Origin of the sequence: Peptococcus niger (assembly GCF_900101835.1) — a bacterium.
Lineage (GTDB): Bacteria > Bacillota > Peptococcia > Peptococcales > Peptococcaceae > Peptococcus > Peptococcus niger.
Genome location: NZ_FNAF01000002.1, coordinates 12221 through 32084, shown reverse-complemented (window position 1 = coordinate 32084; position 19864 = coordinate 12221). Strand labels below are relative to the sequence as shown.

Genomic DNA, 19864 nt, shown 5'->3' with positions numbered 1-19864 from the left:
TATTAACGGGTTTGGGCAAGGGCCTGATTAACGTCGGCGATGATGTCCTCAAGGGCCTCAATGCCCACATTGAACCGGATCAAATCCGGGGCAACGCCGGCGGCTTTTAAGGCGGCTTCATCCAGTTGCCGATGGGTGGTGGACGCCGGATGGATGACATGGCTGCGCAAGTCGCCCACATGGGTCACTAGGGTGGCCAGGCCAAGCTGGTTGATGACCTTCCGGGCCCGGTCAATGCCGCCTTTCGGGCCGAAAGAAACAACGCCGGACTGGCCCTTGGGCAAGTACTTCTGCGCCTTCTCATAGTTCGGATTGGACGGCAGGCCGGGATAGTTGACCCATGCCACATCCGGGTGCTGGGCCAGATGCTCCGCCACGGCCAGGGCATTTTCACTGTGCCGCTGCATTCTCAAATGCAGGGTTTCAATGCCCAGGTTGATGAGGAAGGCATTGAAGGGGCTCATGGTTGAGCCGAAGTCCCGCAAGAGACCGGCGCGGGCCTTGGCCACATAGGCGGCCGCACCGAACTGGTCGGTGTAGACAATGCCGTGGTAGTCCACATCCGGTTCGGTGAGTTCCGGATATTTTCCATTATTCCAATTGAAGTTGCCGCCGTCTACGATGAAGCCGCCTACCGAGGTGGCGTGTCCATCCAAGTACTTGGTGGCGCTGTGGGTGACGATATTGGCCCCCCATTCAATCGGGTTGCACAGGACCGGAGAGGGGAAGGTATTGTCCACGATGAGGGGAACATCGCCGGCCTTGGCCAAGGCGACAACCTTTTCCAGGTCCAGCACGTCCAAGGCCGGGTTCCCGATCATTTCGGAAAAAACACAGCGTGTTTCCGGACGCAAGTGCGTTTTCAATTCCTCCAAGGACAAGTTCGGATCGACAAACTCCACGTCAATGCCGAACTTGCGCAGCTGGCTCCCGAAGAGGGTGTGGGTCCCCCCGTAGAGGTTGCTCATGGCCAGCACATGGTCGCCGGCTTTGGCAATGTTGACCACGGCAAAGAAGTTGGCCGCCTGCCCGCTTGACGTGGACAGGGCCGCCACCCCACCTTCCAGGACTGCCACTTTTTCTTCCACCCAGGACAGGGACGGGTTGCCCAGCCGGGTGTACATCGGGTTGGGGATCTTCAAGTCAAAGGCGTCCCCTAGGTCTTCCGCCGTATCAAACTTGTAGGTTGTCGATTGAATAATCGGCATGATCCGCGCATCGTGGTTGCCGGGCAGGTAACCGGCTTGAACGCAACGTGTTTCCGGCGCCAGGTGGCGCAATTCTTCATTTGTCATAAGTTCCTCCTTTACGATTGGGCGGATTCGTCGATAGAAAAAAGACCACTTCACCCTGGGAGGTGAAATGGTCCTGTACTTTTTCTGTCCACTTATCTCCCAGACGACATGTCTGACGGATTTAGCACATTGCCCGAAGGCTGTTGCCGGGTTTCACAGGGCCGTTCCCTCCACCGCTCTTGATAAATGCTCTCAACAAGTGAGATTGACACGGATTATAGCAGATATGAAATGCCCTGTAAAGGGGCAATTTTATTTTTTTTATTTTCAGGCCATGGGCCGCCCCACCGGGCGTACTTCCGTTTCCAGGTGGATGCCGGTCTTCTCGGCGACAACGGCCTGCACATGGGCAATCAGGGACAAGACGTCCTGGGCCGTTGCGCCGCCAACGTTCACAATAAAGCCGGCGTGTTTCATGGACACCTGGGCACCGCCGACCCTATACCCTTGCAGGCCGCTTTCGATGATGAGCGGGCCGGCAAAATGGCCGGGTGGCCGCTTAAAAACGCTGCCGGCGGAGGGCATATCGAGGGGCTGGCGCTGTTCTCTTTTATCGGTCAGCTCGGCCATCCGTCGGGCGATGGCGTCCGGATTGGCCGGTGTCAGCCGCATCGCAGCGCCCAAGCAGTAGAGGGGCGCGTCTTTTAGCCGGCTGTGCCGATAGGCAAAGGCCATCTCATGATTGTCCAAGCGGGAAATGTGGCCGTCGGCGTCCATCACGTCAACCCATTCAATGACGTCTTTCATTTCGCCATCATAGGCACCGGCGTTCATAAACACGGCGCCGCCTAAGCTGCCGGGAATGCCACAGGCAAATTCCAGGCCGCTCATCCCCTGGGCCTGGGCAGCCCGGCTCACATCCGCCAGGGGCAGGCCGCAGGCGGCGTAACATAAATCCGGCTCCGGCCAGCTGAGGTCGGTCATCCGGCTCATGTTGATGACCAGCCCTGCCATGCCACGGTCGCTGACCAAGAGGTTAGACCCCAGGCCTAAGATAAAGACCGGCCAGGCTTCCGCCTTTGCCCAGGCCAATAAGCTGGCCACTTCTTCAGCATTGGCGGGCCAGGCCATCAAATCGGCCGGCCCACCGATTTGAAATGTGGTGTGCTTGGCCAAGGGCTCTTCCGCCCGCCATTGATCGGCGGGCAATGGGATGGGCTGCTGGTGGGTTAAAGACACTTTTCATCGTCCTTTCAAACTGGTCAGGGCGGCCAAGGCGGCCTCGGTCAGGGCTTCGCTGTAAGTCGGATGGGGCAAGACCGTGGCGGCCATTTGTGCAGCGGTCAACTTGCCCTGCAAGGCAAAGGCGCAGGCGGCAATTAAATCACTGGCCCGACCACAATAGAGCTGGGCGCCGAGCAGGCGGCCGCTGGCCGCATCAAAGACCAGCTTCATAAAGCTGCGCGGCAGCTCGTCGATAACGGTTTTGGCGTTGCCGCCCATCACCGCCTTGCCAACCACCGGTTCAAAGCCGGCGGCCTTGGCGGCGCTTTCATCCAGCCCCACCGTGGCAATTTCCGGCTGCGTGTAGACACAGGCAGGAATGGCCGCCGGCGGCTCCGGCGCCTGGCCAAGCAAGATGGCCGCTAGGGCCCTGCCGTCTGCCGTCGCCTTGTGCGCCAGCTGGGTCCCGCCGATGACATCGCCGATGGCGTAAACCGTCGCCAGACTCGTTTCATAGCGGTCGTTGACCACAAGCGCACCGCGGTTCATCTCCGGCTGAAGCTCCGGTGCAAAAAGGCCTTCCGTGGCCGGTTTGCGACCGGTCGCAACCAACACACAATCGGCCGCCACCCTGTCCTCTTGCCCCTTGGCCTCATAGGTCACCGTCAAACCGCTCCCGGCTTGGGCAATGGCCTTGACGCGCGCACCGGTCACCGACCGGATGCCTTCTTTTTTAAACTGAGCACCCAGGCTCCGCCCAATTTCTTTATCCATGGTATTCAACAAGGACGGCAGGGCTTCCAGGACCGTCACCTCCGTACCCAGGGCATGGTAGAGCGCCGCCATTTCAACACCGATGACCCCGCCGCCAATGATAAGCAGCCGGTCGGGCAGGTCTCCGGCCATGCTTAAAAGGGCGTCGGAGGTGACGACACCGGGCAGGTTGACACCCGGGATGGGCGGCACCTGGGGCACTGAACCGGTGGCAATGATAAAATTATCAGCGGTGAGCACGGTTCCATCGGACACTTGCAGGCAAGGGCCGCCACCAATCCGAGCAGTAGCTGGGTAGACCGTCACTTTCGCGCGTTTCAAGAGGCCGGCAAGGCCCGCTTCCTGCTGGGCAACCACCGCTTCTTTTCGCGCCTGCAAGGCCCCGCTGTCGGCAAGGCCTTTCGCCGCTTCATGCAAGAGCGTTTTGGTCGGCACACAGCCGCGCTGTAAGCAGGTCCCGCCCAGGGCCTCTTTTTCCACCAAGGCCACCCTTTGTCCGCCGGCCGCCAAGGCCAGGGCGCAATCGTAGCCCCCCGGGCCACCGCCGATGACAACTGCATCGTAATGCATAACCGTCCCCTCCTTAATTTTTCATTCCTTATGCCCTATTGTAGCACGCACAAGGGGGCAAGAAAAGCACCGCTAAGCGACTTACCGGCAAGGGGCATTTAGGTATAGATGAATTCAATAGACCAATAGCACATTTTCCCCTTTCTTTTTTGCGCATTTTTAGTTATTGTATAAGGTAGCAGTATGGCAAGAACCACTGTCATCCATCTACTATGCCGACAGTTCATCTGCCAACTGCCTTAAAGACCCTTCCCGGGTCTTTTTTTATTGACCGGCGTTGAAGCGTCGGACAACAACCGCTATACTGAAGGCAGGAGGAATGCCATGCTCTACTTACAGGAAACCGTCATCGTCGAAGGCAACAACGACTGTGCCGCTGTACGGCGCGCCGTATCGGCACTGATCTTACAGACGCGCGGTTTAGCCGCCATCCATCAAGACCTGGACCTCTGGGCGCCCTTTGCTGCCCACGGCGGGCTGGTCATTTTAACAGACCCGGACGGGCCGGGCCGCCGCTTGCGCGACCACATCACCGCCCGGTTTCCCCAGGCCCTACAGGCCCAGCTGCCGGCCGCTGACTGCCGTGGCCCCCATGGCCGGTTAGGCGTCCAATTCGCCCCACCGGAAGCCATTCGGGCCGCCTTGACGGATGCCGGTTGCCACCGGCGCCAGGCCCCACCGACGGATACCCTGGCCGCCCTAATCGCCTCCGGCTTAGGCGGTGGACCCGCCGGTAAGCAAGGCCGCCGGCGCCTCTGTACCGCTTTAGGCATTCCCATGGCCTCGGCCCCACACCTGGCGGCCTACTTGAACGCCTTGGACCTTCCGGTCCGGCAAGCCCTAAAGCTGCTAGACGCTACACCGCTCTAAGGAGGAGCTGCTCATGCAACGTCCTTTTCGTCATAAAAAGAAATTCGGCCAAAATTTTCTCACCGACCCGGCGCTCTTAAAGCGCATTGCCGCCATCTGCTCACCGGAAAGGCCGGTGCTGGAAATCGGCGCCGGCGCCGGCGCCCTAACGGCTGCCCTAGCAGACCGGTTTCCGCTGGTGGCGGCCCTTGAAATTGACCGGGACCTGGCCCCCCTGCTGTCTGATCGCTTTGCCGCAAGGGACAATGTCCACCTCTACCTCACCGATGCCCGTCGGCTCAACTTTGACGCCCTTATGCAGGACTTAAACGCAGCCCAGTACGCCATCGTTGCCAATTTACCCTATTACATCACCACCCCCCTGCTCATGCAGGCGGTAGAAGAAGCGCCCGGCGCCCAGGAGATGGTCTTTATGGTCCAAAAAGAAGTGGCCGACCGTCTCTGTGCCTCGCCCGGCACAAAAAGTTACGGTGCCGTCAGTGTCGCCGTCCAATACCGCTGCCACATCGACACGGCCTTACAGGTCGGCCGCCGCGCCTTTACCCCGCCGCCGGAAGTGGATTCGGCGGTGGTCCACCTGCGCCGCAAAAGGCCGGAAGTCCCAACAGCCGCCGGCGCCTTTCGCCAAACGGTTCGGGCCGCCTTTTCCCAACGCCGCAAAACCCTGCGCAACAGCTTAAAGGCCACAGGCCTGCCGGCGGACCACTTGGACCGGGCCCTGGCCGCCTGCGCCATCGACCCGGGCAGACGGGCTGAAACCCTGACCGTTGATGAATTCGCCCACTTGGCGAACGCCCTCTATCCAAGCGAGAAAGGATGATACGATGCGAGCCGATGATCGTTTCCGGCGGTGGCTGACGGATACCTCCCTGTCCATGCAGGAGCGCCGCCGGCTTTACCGTTTGGCCGACAACAAGGAAGCCTTCTTAAGGGCCTTCGGCGAGCCTTTAACCCTGCAAAAGGGCCGGCTTATCGGCAAATTAGGGGATGGCCCGGCCCACATCAATGACCGCACCGTCAGGTGGGTGGCCGCTGCCATCGCCAGCCACCTGACCGACCGGGGTATCGACAAGGGCCTGGTCATCCTCGGCGGAGAAGTTCGCCTGCAAACAGACGACTTTATCGAAGCCATCGCCGACCAATTGGCCGTTTACGGCCACCATGTGGCCATCTGGCAAGACCCCATCCCGGCCGGCGTCCTCTCCTGGGCCATCCGCTATGCCCGCGCCGATGCCGGTCTCTACATCGGCGCCGATGCGGCCGGTGCGGAAATGAACGGGGTCATCTGTTACAGCGCCCAGGGGGCGCCTGTCCACAGCCAAGAAGCAGACCGCCTGGCCAAGCGCTACCAGACCTACCTGAATGGCCAAGACCCCAAGCCGGTAACCGACCTGGCCGCCAGCGACCGTGCCGACCGCCGGCAGTTGGTTGAGCCCCAGATGGGCGACCTCTACCTGGCAGACTTGCTCTACGGCGAAGGTCTCTTAAAGGACCACAAGGCTGATGATACCCCCCTATCTATTTTATACACAGCCCTGCACGGCTCCGGCGGAAATTTTATCCCCGACGCCCTCAATGAATTGGGCTTTCAGGATTTTCGCGAGGTGGACGCCCAGGCCCAGCCGGACGGGTCCTTTCCCGATATGGTCCGCCCCAACCCAAGCGACCCGCAAGCCCTGGAAGAAGCCTCTCGCCTGGGCTATGTGATGGGCACCGACCTTATCCTGGCCTCTGATCCACCGGCCCGGCGCATCGGCTGCGCCGTCCGCCACAAGGGCGACTTTGTCCTGCTGACGCCGGAACAAATCACAGCCCTCTTAATCGACCAATTGCCAAAGCTCCTGCCCCAGCCGACCAATGGGGTCATTGCAGCACCGCTGAACGCCTCCCCCTTTGCCAAACGGGTGGCGCTCAGCCGCGGCTTCCAAGTCCGGGAGGCGACCGACGGCATGGCCGCCATCGGTCAAACCGCCAGAGAAACGGTTCGTGATGGTGGCAAGCTCTTCTTGGCCTATGATGACGGCGCCATTTCCGGCGGCAACCTTAACCGCGAGGGCGACGCCGTCTTTACTGCCGCCGCCTTGGCCCTGGCTGCCCAGCGCCTAAAGGCCTTCGGCCACACCCTGGTGGACCAATTGAACCTGCTCTACGGCGCCTTCGGCTACTGGACCGACCGGCATTTTTATATGGACCCGGCCGGGGCCTTACCGGCGGACTTAACCGCCCGCACTCTAAAAAACCTGGCCGATATGCCGCCGCAGGACATCTTTGGCCGCAAAATAAAAGTCTTGATCGATTATACCCACGGCAGCTTCTGGCTCCAGCCGGCCCCCCTCTTGCAGTACTGTTTCGCCGACGGCAGCCAGGTGACCGTTTACGCCGATACCGCCGCCCGCCGGCTGACCTGCCAAATCCATTGCCTTTCCCCCAACCACGACACCGCCCGGCAGGCAGCGGAAACCCTGGCCGGCCGGCTGCGCCAGGCCTTGAAGGTCGCCGCTGAAACCGCCAAAGCCAGTCGCAGCGACAAGGCCTAACCCGACCATCCCCATCTCAAGACAAGACCTAAAGCCATTGCCCAAGGGGCAGTGGCTTTTTTCATGCCCTAAAGCAAGGGCCTAAAATGACCCACAAAAAAACCGGAGGCCGTCACAATAACGGTCTCCGGTTATAGGAGTGGGATGGGACCACACCCGCGCATTAGGGAATGTGGTAGAGTTTCCGCAAATCATCGGGAGCCAGGTCTGCCTTTTCTTCCCGGTTAAAGATATGCGCAATTTTGCCCTTGTCCAGCATAATCAACCGGTCACCAATGTCCAGGGCATCCTGCAAATTATGGGTGATCATGATGACGGTCAACCGGTCACGTTCTGCCAGCCGGCAGGTAAAGGCCAGGACATCCTGGGCAATCTGCGGGTCCAGGGCGGCGGTGTGCTCGTCCAGGAGGAGGAGCTGGGGCGGGCGCAGGGTGCTCATAATCAGAGCCACCACCTGGCTCTGGCCGCCGGACAATTCGTTCATCCGGTTGTCCAGCTTATCTTCCAGCCCCATGCCGGCTTCTGCCAATTTTTCCGCAAAAATTTTGCGCAAGTCTTTGGTGATGGCCCGGTTAAAGAGCTTCCGGTTTTGACGGCCATAGGCCAGGGCCAGGTTTTCCGCGACGGTCAAGTTCGGGGCGGTGCCCATTTGCGGGTTTTGAAAAACGCGACCGATAAAGTGGGCCCGCTTGTATTCCGGCAAAAAGGTTATGTCCCGATCGTTCAGCAGGATTTTTCCCCGGTTGGGCCACAAGGCGCCACCGATTAAGTTAAAGAGGGTGGACTTCCCGGCGCCGTTGTTGCCTAGGACGGTGATGAACTCACCGGAGTCGACCGTTAGGCTCAGGCCCCGCAAGACATGGGCGGCTGTGCCGTCGGCCTTGGGGAAGGATTTGTGCAAATCACTCAGTACCAGCATGGGCGTCTCCTTTCCGCAACTTTTGATTGGCCCGGTAATTCTGCCAAGCCGGCAGGGCCAGCGCCAAGACCACCACGACGGCGGAAATCAGCTTCATGGCGTAGGCCGGGAAAAAGTCGCTCTTAATGGCCACGGCCAAGATAATCCGGTAGGCAATGCTCCCCACCAGGCAGCCGATCAAGCCGAAGAGGATGCCCCTTTTGCGGACGATCGCTTCCCCGATAATGACCGCCGCCAAGCCGACGATCAACATGCCGACGCCGCTGTTCATGTCAGCGAAGCCTTGATCGCAGGCAATCAACCCGCCGGATAGCCCGATCAGGGCATTGGAAATCATAAAGGCGATGATCTTATACATGTTCACATTCATGGACGAGGCCCGGGCCATCCGCTCATTATCGCCGATGGCGCGAATGCACAGGCCGCAATTGGTCTTAAAGAAGACTTCCAGGAATACAATCACAATCAACACAATGACCGCTGAATAAAGGACCTTCCGGGTCACTTCATGGGCCAGCAAGCCGCTGAAGGCGTGAAAGACGGTCGGTGTGTCCAAGAGGGCCACATTACTGGTCCCCTGCATGACCATTAAATTGATGGAGTAGAGCCCGGTCATGGTTAAGATGCCGGCCAAAATGGGCTGGATTTTCAACTGGGTTTGCAGGAGGGCTGTCACCAAACCGGCCAGGCTGCCGGCAGCCAGTGAGAGCAGGACCCCTAGATAGGGGTGCCCCGCCGTCACACTCATGGCCATGACCGCCATGCCGAAGGTGAAACTGCCGTCTGCCGTTAAGTCCGGCACGTCTAAAATACGAAAACTGATGTAAATGCCCAGAACGAGCAGGCTGTAAATAATGCCCAGCTCAATGGAACCGATGAGTAACGACATTTGACCTCCTACTTCACGACACTGTGGGCTTTATCCTGAATGGCCTGCGGGATGGTAATGCCCAGTTTTTCTGCAGCGGCCATGTTGACGTCCACCATATCCCCGTTAATGGCAATGGCCGGAACATCGGCAACGGCCTTTCCGTTCAAGACCTCAATGGCCAGGCGGGCGCTTTGGGCCCCGGTGTCCACATCGTCAATGGCCACAGACAAGAGGGCGCCCCCGTCCACCATAACCTTGGAGCTGCCTAAGATGGGAATCTTATGCGCATTGGCCGCATCCACCACCAGGGCGATGGCGTCTTGAATCAGGCTGTCGTTCGGAACGAAGATGGCATCTGTTTCAGCGGCGAGAGAGTCGGCGGTTTGCTTAACTTCACTGGAATTGGACACGGTGCGTTCAACGGCTTTTAAGCCCATTTTCTCCAACTGAGCCTTGGCGTCTTTCGCCGTTGCATTGGAGTTGACTTCATTGGCGCTGTACAAGATACCTACGGTCTTAATGTCCGGTTTTAATTCCTTGGCTAAGTTGAAAATCCCCTCAACAGGAATGGGGTTTTGGGTCCCGGTCGCGTTTTTATCTGGTTTTTTCATATCGCTCAAAAGCCCGGCTTTAACCGGCTGGGACACGGCGATAAAGACCTGGGGCGTGTCGGACTTTTGGTTGACGAAGGCTTGGCTGGCCGGGGTTGCAATGGTTGCAACCAGGTCATACCCGCCACCGGCCATTTCCTGGGCGATGGTGTTCATATTGGAAGCGTCCCCTTGGGCGCTCTTTTCAACAAATTCCACCTTGCCGGCGCCGTATTCTTTTTCCATTTCGGCCTTGAAGCCTTTTTTCATGTCCTCAAAGGCTCCGTTTTCCACCAGTTGAATAATCCCGATCTTGTAGGTCTTATCCCTGGCCGGGGTAGCAGATGAGGACGCATCGACACCGCAGGCGGTCAGCGACAGGGTCAGGGCCAGGAGGGCTGCAACAGCAGTTAATTTTTTAAAAATGGTCATGGGTTGTCTCCTCTTTCTCATAAGTATAAAGGGCAGTAAAAGCATCATCAAGCATGTCTTCTGTAATCTCGTAGGGATAATGGCGAACGTCCGCGGCCTCTAAGATGGCCGGATAAATGCGGCGCATATCCGCCATGGATAAGCCCAGGTCTTCCGGGACCATCGGATAGCCAAGGGCCTTGTTTAAGGTCATTACCTCTGTAAAGGCCTGTCGCCATCGGTCCACCAGTAAGGCCACCGTCACCCCGAAGCCCACCACCTCGCCGTGGGGGTGCGCCTCATGGTCAAAGCCCGCCACCCCTGTAAGAGCATAGTAGATGGCGTGGGCCAAGCCGGAATTGTAATCCGGGCTGTGGTCCAGGGTCACCAAAATAGACACCATCGCCGTGGTGATGATGATGGTCAAAACCGTTTGGCGAAAATCATCGTTCAGCCGGCCGGCCTTTACTGCCTGCATGGCACCTACCGCATGGGCTTGCATGGCTGAGGCGCAGGCGCCGCTGATGTGTTCGCCTAGGGCCAGGGGGTAATCCAGATGGACATCCCGACAATTCAGCGTCACTTCATAGTACTTGGCGTAGGTATCGCCGATGCCGGCATAGAGGTAAATCGACGGGGCCGCCAAGAGGACCTCCTCATCAATAAAAACATGCCGTGGCGCTTCCTGCAAAAAATCCGGCCCCACCACGCTGCCGTCCGGCCTGTACATAATGGACACCGACGTGGCCGCCGCACAATTGGACCCAATGGTGGGAAAGGTAAAGACCGGCTTGTTCACCCGATCCGCCAGACACTTCGCCGTGTCCAGCACATGGCCGCCACCGATGCCGAAAATCATATCCGCGTCTCGGACCGTCGGCAGGGCCTCCAGCCGCTGAACGTTTTCATAGGAAGCCACGCCACCGTAATGCAGCGGCGCCTCAGTGATAAAACCAGCCTCTGCCAGGGCCGGCACCAGCTTGTCTTCCAAGGCCGGGAACCCGTGGTCCCCCACAACCAGGGCAATCCGTTTGCCGTAGGGAGCGCAAATGCGGACCACATCCTCATACACCCCGCTACCGATGCTGTAATTTGAAAATGTCACCTGTTCATGCATGATTATCCATCCTTTCACCAAATGACCGCAAAAAAAATACGCCCCTGTCCCCCACTGGGACAAAAGCGAACGCTTCTGCGGTACCACCCGGCTTGGTCAAAATGACCCCCTCATTCAGCATACCATCATATGCCTGTCCCTGATAACGGTGGACACTCCGTCAGCGACTACTCTTATTTTGCCGCCACCCTCACAAGCCCATTCACACGATTCCGTCACTGCTGCCATCCCACCGCCGGCAACTCTCTGAAAGCTCGGTTATCGGTTACTCTTCTTGATCATCGGTTTATGTTCATCAATATAAATTCATTCTAGCGACAAGCACCCAGCTTGTCAAGGCTCTGGCCAAAATAATTTTTCTACCGGCAAAAGGCGGGCTGGACACACCGGCCCTGCAATGGTTTGCCTGCAAACCATCCAAGCAGGCCAGCCCCTGCTTGCCTCCAGCCATAGAAATCCCCTCAGTCCAAGGGACTGAGGGGATAGGTCTAACTTAGCTTTTGCTTAATAGAAAAGGGCCTTGACTTCCAAGTATTCTTCGTAGCCCATCACGCCACCTTCGCGGCCCAGGCCGCTTTCCTTGTATCCACCGAAGGGGGCAAAAATATCGCGGGCACCAAAATTGACGGTCACTTGACCGGCGTCCAAACGGCGGGCAACGGCGACGGCCGCCTCTTCTGGTCCGACAACACCGGCAGCCAAGCCGTAGGGGGTGTCGTTGGCAATTTTAACGGCCTCTTCCAGGTCCCGATAGGTCTGCACCACCAGCACCGGCCCGAAGATTTCTTCGCGGACGGCTTTGGCCTGGGCCGGCAGGTCTGTAAAGACGATGGGCTGGACCAGGCGTTTTTCAGCCTTTTTATCCGGCACTTGCCCGATGACCATTTGCCCGCCGTCAGCCAGGGCGATGGCGATGTGGTCGCAAACTTTAGCATATTGCTTGGCGTTCACGATGGGCCCGAGGGTGCTTTCCGGGTCCCGGGGATCGCCGGCGCGCCAATTTTTAGCTTCTTCCTTCAGGGCAGCAAGGGCCTTATCCTTATCTGCTTCCGGCACCACAAGGCGGGTGTAGGCGATGCAGGTTTGTCCACTGTTGGCAAAGCAGGAACCGGCGACGATTTTAACGGCGTCGGCATAATCGGCACCCGGGAGAACAACCAGAGGGCTTTTGCCGCCCAGCTCCAAGGCGATTTTTTTGATGGTGGACAGGCTGTCACGTCCCACCTGCCGGCCACTTGCGGTAGACCCGGTAAAGCTGACCAGGCGCACATCCGGATGGCTGGTCAGGGCGTCCCCCACTTCGCCGCCGGCACCGGTGACCAGGTTCAAAACGCCGGCAGGAAGCCCGGCATCGGCAAAGGCCTGCACCATATAATAAGCCGACAGGGGGGTGGTCTGACTGGGTTTTAAAACGGCGGTATTGCCGGCCAGGAGGGCCGGGGTAACTTTCTGCACCACTTGCCCCAGGGGATAGTTCCACGGAGTCAAGAGGGCAACCACGCCGATTGGCTCCCGCACGACGATGCCATGGTCTAATGTTTCTTCCGTCCGGTAGGTCCGAGCGATGGTCAAAAAGCTTTCGATCCGGTTGAAATTCCGGTCCACGTGCATCTTGGTCGTCCAAGCCCGCGGCTGGCCCAGCTCATCAATTTCCAGGTCAATTAAGGTATCCCGATAGGCCTTGAATTTTTCCAGGCCGGCGGCGATGATGTCTGCCCGTTCCTGCGGGGTCTTGGCTGACCAGGCGGGGAAGGCGGCCTTGGCGGCGGCCACGGCCCGGTCCACATCGGTGCCGTTGCCGCGGGGAACCTCTGCCAGGGTCTCTAGGGTCCAGGGGTTTTCAACGGCGATGGTCCGGCCTGAGTCGCCGTCCTGCCATTGGCCGTTAATGTAAAGTTTGTTAAAGTCCATAAGCGTCTCCTTTTCAAAGGTGCCGAAGTATCATCTTTTCTACCCTGTAGTGTAGCAGTCCGAGCCTTTTTCCTCAAGACAAGGCGCTTAAAATAAGTCTTTTTTGTAGAAATTTGGCCGAAAAAAAGCCCCCGGGCCCCTTTCTATAAGGGCCGGAAGACTTCTCTTCCCTGCCTTAACGGCGCAGGATTAATTCGGTTTTGTCCTTGTCCCGTTCTTTCTCAATAAAGGCCTCCCAATCGCCTTCGCTGCGGTTGCGGCCGATGACCTGGCCGACCAGGGTATCATTGGCCAGCCAGGCGTCCTTGACCTTATCTTCCAGCAAGGTTTTCAACTGACCGTTGGCGCTGATCACAGCAGCTGCAACATCGGCGTCGCCTGCCTTGTCCGGTAAAATGCCCAGGGTCTCCTTAAGGTCCGCTTCAGACGGAAAGGCATCGTACTTGGCTGCCAAGCGCAAGTAAGTCTTATCCGGCAAGGCCCGCGCCAAATCTTTTTCCCGCACCGAAAGGGGGACCCCGTCTAAGAAGACCTTATGCCCGCGCTGGGTCAGGCCGTCACCGGTCATCAGCCGGTTGGCCTCTAAGGCCGCTTCCGTATCAACCCGGTCGCCAACTTGCAGGGGTTCTCCGCTGCCGGCCTTGTCCAAGGGCCCGTCAGCCTCCTTGTCACAAGCGGTAAAGGCCAATGCTGTGACGGCCAATAGAGTTACAAGGATAAGTTGTCTTATGATTTTTTTCAAGCCCGTCGCCTCCCATATTGTTCTGTCCTTATCATACCGTTCTCGGCAGGCGCATGCAATATAAAAAAGGGACCCTCCTTAACGGAAGGATCCCCTTGCATCCTAAGCCGCGTACGGCAGGAAAAATACCAAGGTATTGATAATAAAGAGCGGAATCAGGAAGACCAGCGCCCAGCCCATGTAACCAAAGAAGGAGGGCATCTTAATATCGCTGTTTTCCGCAATGGAGCGCACCATAAAGTTCGGCGCATTCCCAATGTAGGTATTGGCCCCCATGAAGACGGACCCACAGGAGATGGCCATGAGGATATGCTCAGGCATCAGCCCCAGATTGGTCATCACGCCGGGCACATCATGGGCGTGCAGGGAGGCTGCCGTGGTAAAGAAGACCACGTAGGTCGGCGTATTGTCCAGGAAGGAGGACAGCACCCCGGAGCCCCAGAAGAACTGGGCCGGGTGTGCCAGGCCCAGGGAAGCCCCCTTGGCCCCTAAGATGGCCAGCGCCGGAATCATCGTAATGAAGATCCCTGCAAAGAGCTTGGCCACTTCGGCAATCGGCGCCCAGCTGAAATCGTTAAAGGCCCGCGCTTCCTTGGTGGAGAACTTCATGGCCAGATAAGCTGCCACAAGGATAATCACATCGCGCATGATGCTCAAATAACTCCAAATGACCACTTCGCCACCGTATTCATACAGTTTCAGCCCGTAGGCTTCACCGGTAGCCTGGTCGGCAAAGAGGGGCAGCTTGGTGAGCACGCCGGAGAGAATAACGGCCAAGACGATCATGCCCAGGAAGATGAAGTTGCGAGCGCCTTCCACCCGCAGTTTGCCTTCTTCACCGTCATCAGGAATTTTACCGTCAAGCTCTTCCATATCCTTTTTGTAGGCCCGGCGGTCTAAGAAATAGTAGACCACCAAGAGAATAGCAGAGTTCATCAAGTAAGGCAGGAGCAGGTGCTTGGTGGTCCAGAAGAAGGGCACCCCGCGCAAAAAGCCCATGAAGAGCGGCGGGTCACCGACCGGCGTTAAGGCACCGCCGATGTTACAGACCAGGAAGATGAAGAATATAATGGTATGTTTCTTGCGGACACGCCATTTGTTGGCCCGAATCAAGGGACGAATCAGCACCATGGCGGCACCGGTCGTGCCGATCCAGGAGGCAATCAGGGTCCCAATGGCCAAGAAAATAACGTTTACCTTAGGTGTTCCGCGCAATTTCCCGCGCAGGACAATCCCCCCTGTGGCACAGAACAAGCCAAACAAGAGGATGATAAAGGGGACATAGTCCAATAAAATAGAATGGAATAATTCAAATACCGTTTCCCCCATGCCGTAAAAAATCGTAAAGGGGATCAGGAAAACCAGCGACCAGAAAATAGCCGCTTTACCTTGGTTGTTTTCCCACCATTCTCCATTGATCAGAGGAACAATTGCAATAGACAGCAACATCCCGACAAAGGGAACGATGCTCCATACGGGCAAGCGTTCGCCCAGCGGCTCCATTTCCGCTGCCATTGCAAGCTGTGGCACCAAAAGCAAGACCAAGGTCAACATTGCTGTTATGGGCCAGTTTACTCTTTTTTGCACAAGCCGACATCCTTTCTCCATTTGTAGTCCCGCCGCATCTGTCACCCGCGGGCATTTGCACACATAACCAGTATAGCGAATAGACGCGTCAAATTCCATTTATTTTTAAAATTTTGTGAAAAAATCTGTAGAAAATAAATAGGCCGCTGCACGGAGCACCGGCAGCGGCCTGCAAAGGTCGTGCTTATTTTCGATTGTATTTCTTATTAAAGGCTTCTACGCGGCCTTTAGCGCCATGTGCACGCTGTTTGCCGGTGTAAAACGGATGGCAGGCAGAGCACACTTCCACTTTAATGTCGTCTTTAGACGTGGACCGGGTCGTAAATTCATTGCCGCAACCACACGTTACCTTAACTTCATGATAATCCGGATGAATACCGTCTTTCATGCTAACACCTCTTTTCATCGTTAATCAATGAGCGTCTATCATTGAGTCCCAAACATTATACTAAAAAGCAAATATCGGGTCAAGAGGAAACCGCTAGTTTAAAAGAGGAGTTTTGCCAGGGGATAGCCGATAACAATGTAGTAGACCAGGGCCAGGATACATTGCGGGAAACCGATGCGCATAATATCGCCGGTGGTGTAAATGTCTTTACGTCCGTGCATCATGCCGGCGTGCGGGGAAGCGGCCGGGGTCAACATGGCCACAAAGACCATCATACCTACGCCCATGGCAACCGGCATCGGCTCAATGCCCATTTGTTCGCTGAAGGCCAGGATAACCGGCATCAAGACCACAGCCATGGCTGCGTTATTGGCAAAGTTGGTAATGATAAGGGCCACGGTGAACATAATTGCCACAAAGACCATTTCCGACCGGCCACCTAAAATCGGGTTGAGCACGTCCAAGAGGAAGGCCTTCACCCCGGTGGAGTCGTCAGACAGGGCATTGGCCCCATAGACCGCAGCGGCAATCATGAAGTAAATGCCCCAGGACAGCTGCCCGTAAGCCACTTCTTTAAAGTTCAGGAAGGGGCCGGATTTAAAGCGAATAATGCTGAAGAAGACCACGAAAACGATGGTTACCCCTAGAGGCCCCAGGGTCATTAATGTTTTCACCAATGGGAAGTTCTTCGGCAAGAAAGAGGGCATCAGCAAGAGCACGATGTAGACCGGCAGCATGTAGAGAAAGGCCTTTTGCTGGATGTTCATCGGCGGCAGGGTATTTTGCGCCGCAATCCGCTCTGCGTCAACCGCTTTCAACTTGCTCACATCCGGGCGGATGATGAATTTCAAAACGAGCAAGTAGGTTGCACCTAAGAGGAAGCACATAATGAGGTTCAGAGCCATATAAGACCCGTAGGGCACGAGCAAGCCGCTCATGGATTGGAAGGCAGAGACCACAATCAGCTGAGCGCCCATAAAGGGGAACAAGGGCTGACCGAGGGTCGACACAAAGAACATCCCTACAAAGAAATAGGGCCAGAACTTATCGCACAGCTCAATGCCCAACTCTTCCATCAAGGACAGGGCAATCGGCCACATGACCAGTAAGGAAGAAATCGGAGAAATAAGGGTGGACAACCAGTAGCAGGCCATATAGAAAATAGCCATAAAGACGTAAGGCCGTCCGGTGATAATTTTTCGCGTTAAAAACCAGTTGGCAATGTAGTTGGTGCAGCCGCTTTCATACAGCGCCCCAAACAAAACCATACAGAAGAGGGTCAAGAGCACCGTATTTTGACCGAAGGCATTGAGCATGGTGTTGATCATGCCCTCTGCCCCTTTACCGGCAAAACCGGAGAAGCCCATGACAATAAGCCCCAAGAGGGACGGCCACATGGTATCTACCAAAGACCACAGGTAAACCATGCCTAAGAAGGCACCCACCATTTTCATCCCGATGGGCGTAATGCCCCCCATGGGCGGGAGAAATTGAAAAACAACCATGATGGCAATACCGACCAGAGAATGAATGTATAATTTCGTATTCGTCGGCTTTTTCTCAGGCGTGCAAACGATGTCCTTGTCATCGTTTTGAAAAGAGAAATTTTTACTCTGCTCTGGCAAGAAACTCACTCCTTTTTATCATCCAAATCCTATTTGCAACAAAACACAAGTATAAATAACTTCTCTATAGCAATTATACAAACTTCTTTTACCCTTGTACAATTTAATCCACCTATACGGGTATTCACCTTGCTTATACCCTCCCCTAAAACCCCTTATCGGCCATTCACGAAATTTATACAGCGCAAAATATTTCTTGAAGAAATCGGAAGCCCAGGGTCTTTCCCTCTGCATCCGTCAGCCCCTGCGCCCCACCATAACTGCCCTTACCGCTCCCGTTCAAAAGGGGGCAAGCCTTGCAAAAAAGGCCCGGCCCCAAGGGTTGCATCCTTGGGACCGGGTCGGTTTAGCCTTCATAAAGGTACATGGGCTCGGTGACTTGCAGGTCTTTTAAGGTTTGAACAGCGGCGGTTAAATCGTTGCCGCCAAAAAGATTTTTCAAGAGGCCCGTTTGCTGCTGACCCAGGGGGAAAATACCCCAGGTCCTAGGCGCATTATAGGCATAGGGAACGACTTTAATGTTGTCATCTTTCAGCCGTTTTTTCAGGCGCTTTTCATAGGCGTCATAGGACATGACTTCATCCAGGAGGCCATTGGCGAGGGCTTGCCGAGAGGTGTAGATGCGGCCGTCGGCCAAGGCCTTGACTTCTTCAGGGCTCATCTTGCGCCCCTTGGAGACAATGTCCACAAACTGGTCATAGGCCTCATCGCTCAGCCGCTGCATGATGGCAATTTGCTCTTCTGTGGGGGGCTCAGTCAGCCCGCCCATCAGCTTGTTGGCGCCGGTATGAACGGTCGTGGTCTTGACGCCAAGCTTATCGAAGAGGCCCGTCGCATCCACGAAACGACCGCCAATCACGCCGATGGACCCGACCAGGGAATTGCGGTCGGCACCGATGTTGTCGGCTGCAGACGCAATATAGTAGCCTCCTGAGGCCATGAGGTGCTCCCCATAGGCGTAAATCGGGCGTTTGGTTTCTTTTTTATACCGCATCAAGGCCTGCCAGGTGGCATCGCTTTCATAAATGGTGCCCCCGGGGGAGTCAATCCGCAATAAGATGGCCTTGTTTTTCGTGTCCAAACGGGCGTTATCAATGGTTTCTTCCAGCCATTGCTGGTTGTAGGTCTCTCCCTCTTCTTCAATCGCCCCGGTAATGTCAATGGCGGCAATATTGTCGTGCAGACTGGACCAGCTCTTATCGTGGGCCGTTTGGCCATCGCCGGGCGCCAGGACCACAAGCGCCACCAGCGCCAGCAGGAGACCGCCAATGATAAGGGCGGCCGTCAAGGGGCTCTTGCCTTTTAACCGGCGCTTCCCGGACGGCTCTTCCGGCTTGGGTGTCCCTTCTATAAAGAAGGGGTTGGATTCAGGTGACATTACTTATTCTCCTCTTGTGTATCTTCTTGGGTATCTTGCGGCGCCGGCTCACTCGGCAGGCCAAGGGGGGCTGCCTCAGGCATGTCCGGGGCTGATGCCCGCTGGTCCGATGCGTCTTCAGGCGCTACCGACAGGCCGGTTCTACCGGCGTCAATGCCGCCCGGGCGCAGGAAGCGCCAAGCATTAACAAAGGAAACGGTCATATAGGGCATGACGTAGAGCTGGACCGGCGGCAGGAGGCTGGTCAAAATCAGCCACCCGATAAAGGACAGGTACATGACGAACAAGTCCCGAATGTGACCGGTCGTCCGTTCAATGGACAGCCGGAGGGCCCGGCGGACACCGATGTCCGGGTCTTGCGCCAAGGCGTAAAAAGCCATGGAGTATTGAATGCTCTTCCAAATGATCACGACCATCATGGCAACCATGATGACCACCATCGCCACCGTCGTGATGGTGTCATTTCCCCCTGCAAGAAAGCCGATGACGCCCATGGCGAGGGTAAAGGGCAGGGTCCAAACCAGCAGCCAAAGGTTCATCCAAATAAACATCAGGGCACCGGTCAAGCCGTAAGAGAAGAAGCCGAAAAAGGCCCCTAAAGTCGTTTCATCGCTACGTCGTTCGGCGATAGCTGAGGCCCACATAACCAAGGCCATCTGAAAGATCCCGGACAACAAAATGCCCACAATCAACCCCACCAGGCCCAGAAAGGCCAGGGTCTGCGGGTTGGAAGCCAAGGCCGGTCCTTGCTCCATCGCCTGCTGCATGAGCTTGCCGGAGCCAAACATGAAATCGGTCAGGCTAACGCCCGGCAGCATCATTTTCATCATGGCATAGGTGCCAAGATAGGAAAAAACAGAGTACAAAAGCATGATGCAAATCGCCGCCAGCCAGTGGCCGCGCAAGGCTTCCCTGGCATCGCTTTTCATTTGTGCCCGGGGAAAGGGTTCGGAAAATTGAAAACTCATAAATCCACCATCCTTTTTTTAATTTTAGGTCGAATAAGATTTCGAAGGGGCAACTGACTTCTTTTACCCATATGTCAATCGCCTTACACATCTTGTCCTAGCGAACTAATACATTAGTATTCTACCGCAAAAGACCCCTTCCCGTCA

17 protein-coding genes, 1 riboswitch and 1 other annotated feature are annotated in these 19864 nt (G+C 56.5%); of the genes, 3 read left to right on the top strand and 14 right to left on the bottom strand.

Annotated features, from left to right (window positions below; genetic code table 11):
- Positions 1 to 2: 2 nt before the first annotated feature.
- From BLQ16_RS01860 to BLQ16_RS01850, 3 genes are all read right to left on the bottom strand, one after another.
- Complete coding sequence (locus BLQ16_RS01860) at positions 3 to 1295, bottom strand: O-acetylhomoserine aminocarboxypropyltransferase/cysteine synthase family protein (RefSeq protein WP_091791058.1); 1293 nt, start codon at positions 1293 to 1295, stop codon at positions 3 to 5.
- A gap of 89 nt (positions 1296 to 1384) precedes the next feature.
- Positions 1385 to 1484: riboswitch (SAM riboswitch) on the bottom strand.
- A 78-nt stretch (positions 1485 to 1562) separates the two neighbouring features.
- Positions 1563 to 2474 carry a UDP-N-acetylmuramate dehydrogenase gene (murB, locus tag BLQ16_RS01855; protein WP_207645060.1) on the bottom strand — a complete coding sequence of 304 codons (912 nt, stop codon included), beginning with the start codon at positions 2472 to 2474 and terminating at the stop codon, positions 1563 to 1565.
- Between the two features lie 3 nt (positions 2475 to 2477).
- Positions 2478 to 3803, bottom strand: a complete 1326-nt coding sequence (locus BLQ16_RS01850) for a dihydrolipoyl dehydrogenase family protein (RefSeq protein WP_091791057.1) — start codon at positions 3801 to 3803, stop codon at positions 2478 to 2480.
- Between the two features lie 324 nt (positions 3804 to 4127).
- Here BLQ16_RS01850 and BLQ16_RS01845 point away from each other — a divergent pair, with 324 nt between their 5' ends.
- From BLQ16_RS01845 to BLQ16_RS01835, 3 genes are read left to right on the top strand one after another with little or no spacing between them, the layout of a single operon-like run.
- Complete coding sequence (locus BLQ16_RS01845) at positions 4128 to 4673, top strand: ribonuclease M5 (RefSeq protein ID WP_091791056.1); 546 nt, start codon at positions 4128 to 4130, stop codon at positions 4671 to 4673.
- A 13-nt stretch (positions 4674 to 4686) separates the two neighbouring features.
- On the top strand, positions 4687 to 5493 hold the full coding sequence (gene rsmA, locus BLQ16_RS01840; RefSeq protein WP_091791055.1) for a 16S rRNA (adenine(1518)-N(6)/adenine(1519)-N(6))-dimethyltransferase RsmA: 807 nt from the start codon (positions 4687 to 4689) through the stop codon (positions 5491 to 5493).
- A gap of 4 nt (positions 5494 to 5497) precedes the next feature.
- Entirely contained in the window at positions 5498 to 7210 is a 1713-nt protein-coding gene (locus tag BLQ16_RS01835; protein WP_159427942.1) for a phosphohexomutase domain-containing protein, read from the top strand.
- A 163-nt stretch (positions 7211 to 7373) separates the two neighbouring features.
- Here BLQ16_RS01835 and BLQ16_RS01830 read toward each other — a convergent pair whose 3' ends face one another.
- From BLQ16_RS01830 to BLQ16_RS01775, 11 genes are all read right to left on the bottom strand, one after another.
- On the bottom strand, positions 7374 to 8129 hold the full coding sequence (locus tag BLQ16_RS01830) for an ABC transporter ATP-binding protein (protein WP_091791053.1): 756 nt from the start codon (positions 8127 to 8129) through the stop codon (positions 7374 to 7376).
- Positions 8113 to 9018, bottom strand: coding sequence for an ABC transporter permease (locus BLQ16_RS01825; RefSeq protein ID WP_091791052.1), 906 nt, complete (start codon positions 9016 to 9018; stop codon positions 8113 to 8115). The genes BLQ16_RS01830 and BLQ16_RS01825 overlap by 17 nt, the downstream gene beginning before the upstream one ends.
- Positions 9019 to 9026: 8 nt before the next feature.
- Positions 9027 to 10022 carry an ABC transporter substrate-binding protein gene (locus tag BLQ16_RS01820; RefSeq protein ID WP_091791051.1) on the bottom strand — a complete coding sequence of 332 codons (996 nt, stop codon included), beginning with the start codon at positions 10020 to 10022 and terminating at the stop codon, positions 9027 to 9029.
- Positions 10009 to 11118 carry an iron-containing alcohol dehydrogenase family protein gene (locus tag BLQ16_RS01815; protein WP_091791050.1) on the bottom strand — a complete coding sequence of 370 codons (1110 nt, stop codon included), beginning with the start codon at positions 11116 to 11118 and terminating at the stop codon, positions 10009 to 10011. The genes BLQ16_RS01820 and BLQ16_RS01815 overlap by 14 nt, the downstream gene beginning before the upstream one ends.
- A gap of 52 nt (positions 11119 to 11170) precedes the next feature.
- Positions 11171 to 11409: a binding site (T-box leader), on the bottom strand.
- A gap of 213 nt (positions 11410 to 11622) precedes the next feature.
- On the bottom strand, positions 11623 to 13029 hold the full coding sequence (locus BLQ16_RS01810) for an aldehyde dehydrogenase family protein (protein WP_091791049.1): 1407 nt from the start codon (positions 13027 to 13029) through the stop codon (positions 11623 to 11625).
- A gap of 175 nt (positions 13030 to 13204) precedes the next feature.
- Complete coding sequence (locus BLQ16_RS01805; protein WP_091791048.1) at positions 13205 to 13771, bottom strand: hypothetical protein; 567 nt, start codon at positions 13769 to 13771, stop codon at positions 13205 to 13207.
- A gap of 102 nt (positions 13772 to 13873) precedes the next feature.
- Positions 13874 to 15358, bottom strand: a complete 1485-nt coding sequence (locus BLQ16_RS01800; protein ID WP_242868929.1) for a sodium:proton antiporter — start codon at positions 15356 to 15358, stop codon at positions 13874 to 13876.
- Positions 15359 to 15542: 184 nt separating this feature from the next.
- Complete coding sequence (gene rpmE, locus BLQ16_RS01795; protein ID WP_091791046.1) at positions 15543 to 15746, bottom strand: 50S ribosomal protein L31; 204 nt, start codon at positions 15744 to 15746, stop codon at positions 15543 to 15545.
- A 98-nt stretch (positions 15747 to 15844) separates the two neighbouring features.
- Complete coding sequence (locus BLQ16_RS01790; protein ID WP_242868928.1) at positions 15845 to 17371, bottom strand: SLC13 family permease; 1527 nt, start codon at positions 17369 to 17371, stop codon at positions 15845 to 15847.
- Positions 17372 to 17717: 346 nt separating this feature from the next.
- Complete coding sequence (sppA, locus tag BLQ16_RS01780; protein WP_091791044.1) at positions 17718 to 18749, bottom strand: signal peptide peptidase SppA; 1032 nt, start codon at positions 18747 to 18749, stop codon at positions 17718 to 17720.
- Entirely contained in the window at positions 18749 to 19717 is a 969-nt protein-coding gene (locus BLQ16_RS01775) for a DUF975 family protein (protein WP_091791043.1), read from the bottom strand. The genes sppA and BLQ16_RS01775 overlap by 1 nt, the downstream gene beginning before the upstream one ends.
- Positions 19718 to 19864: the final 147 nt, after the last annotated feature.

Bases quoted from the DNA above. Each gene is read 5' to 3' on its own strand.
- BLQ16_RS01860 (WP_091791058.1), bottom strand. From the start codon at position 1,295: ATGACAAATGAAGAATTGCGCCACCTGGCGCCGGAAACACGTTGCGTT.
- BLQ16_RS01850 (WP_091791057.1), bottom strand. From the start codon at position 3,803: ATGCATTACGATGCAGTTGTCATCGGCGGTGGCCCGGGGGGCTACGAT.
- BLQ16_RS01845 (WP_091791056.1), top strand. From the start codon at position 4,128: ATGCTCTACTTACAGGAAACCGTCATCGTCGAAGGCAACAACGACTGT.
- rsmA (WP_091791055.1), top strand. From the start codon at position 4,687: ATGCAACGTCCTTTTCGTCATAAAAAGAAATTCGGCCAAAATTTTCTC.
- BLQ16_RS01835 (WP_159427942.1), top strand. From the start codon at position 5,498: ATGCGAGCCGATGATCGTTTCCGGCGGTGGCTGACGGATACCTCCCTG.
- BLQ16_RS01830 (WP_091791053.1), bottom strand. From the start codon at position 8,129: ATGCTGGTACTGAGTGATTTGCACAAATCCTTCCCCAAGGCCGACGGC.
- BLQ16_RS01825 (WP_091791052.1), bottom strand. From the start codon at position 9,018: ATGTCGTTACTCATCGGTTCCATTGAGCTGGGCATTATTTACAGCCTG.
- BLQ16_RS01820 (WP_091791051.1), bottom strand. From the start codon at position 10,022: ATGACCATTTTTAAAAAATTAACTGCTGTTGCAGCCCTCCTGGCCCTG.
- BLQ16_RS01815 (WP_091791050.1), bottom strand. From the start codon at position 11,118: ATGCATGAACAGGTGACATTTTCAAATTACAGCATCGGTAGCGGGGTG.
- BLQ16_RS01810 (WP_091791049.1), bottom strand. From the start codon at position 13,029: ATGGACTTTAACAAACTTTACATTAACGGCCAATGGCAGGACGGCGAC.
- rpmE (WP_091791046.1), bottom strand. From the start codon at position 15,746: ATGAAAGACGGTATTCATCCGGATTATCATGAAGTTAAGGTAACGTGT.
- sppA (WP_091791044.1), bottom strand. From the start codon at position 18,749: ATGTCACCTGAATCCAACCCCTTCTTTATAGAAGGGACACCCAAGCCG.
- BLQ16_RS01775 (WP_091791043.1), bottom strand. From the start codon at position 19,717: ATGAGTTTTCAATTTTCCGAACCCTTTCCCCGGGCACAAATGAAAAGC.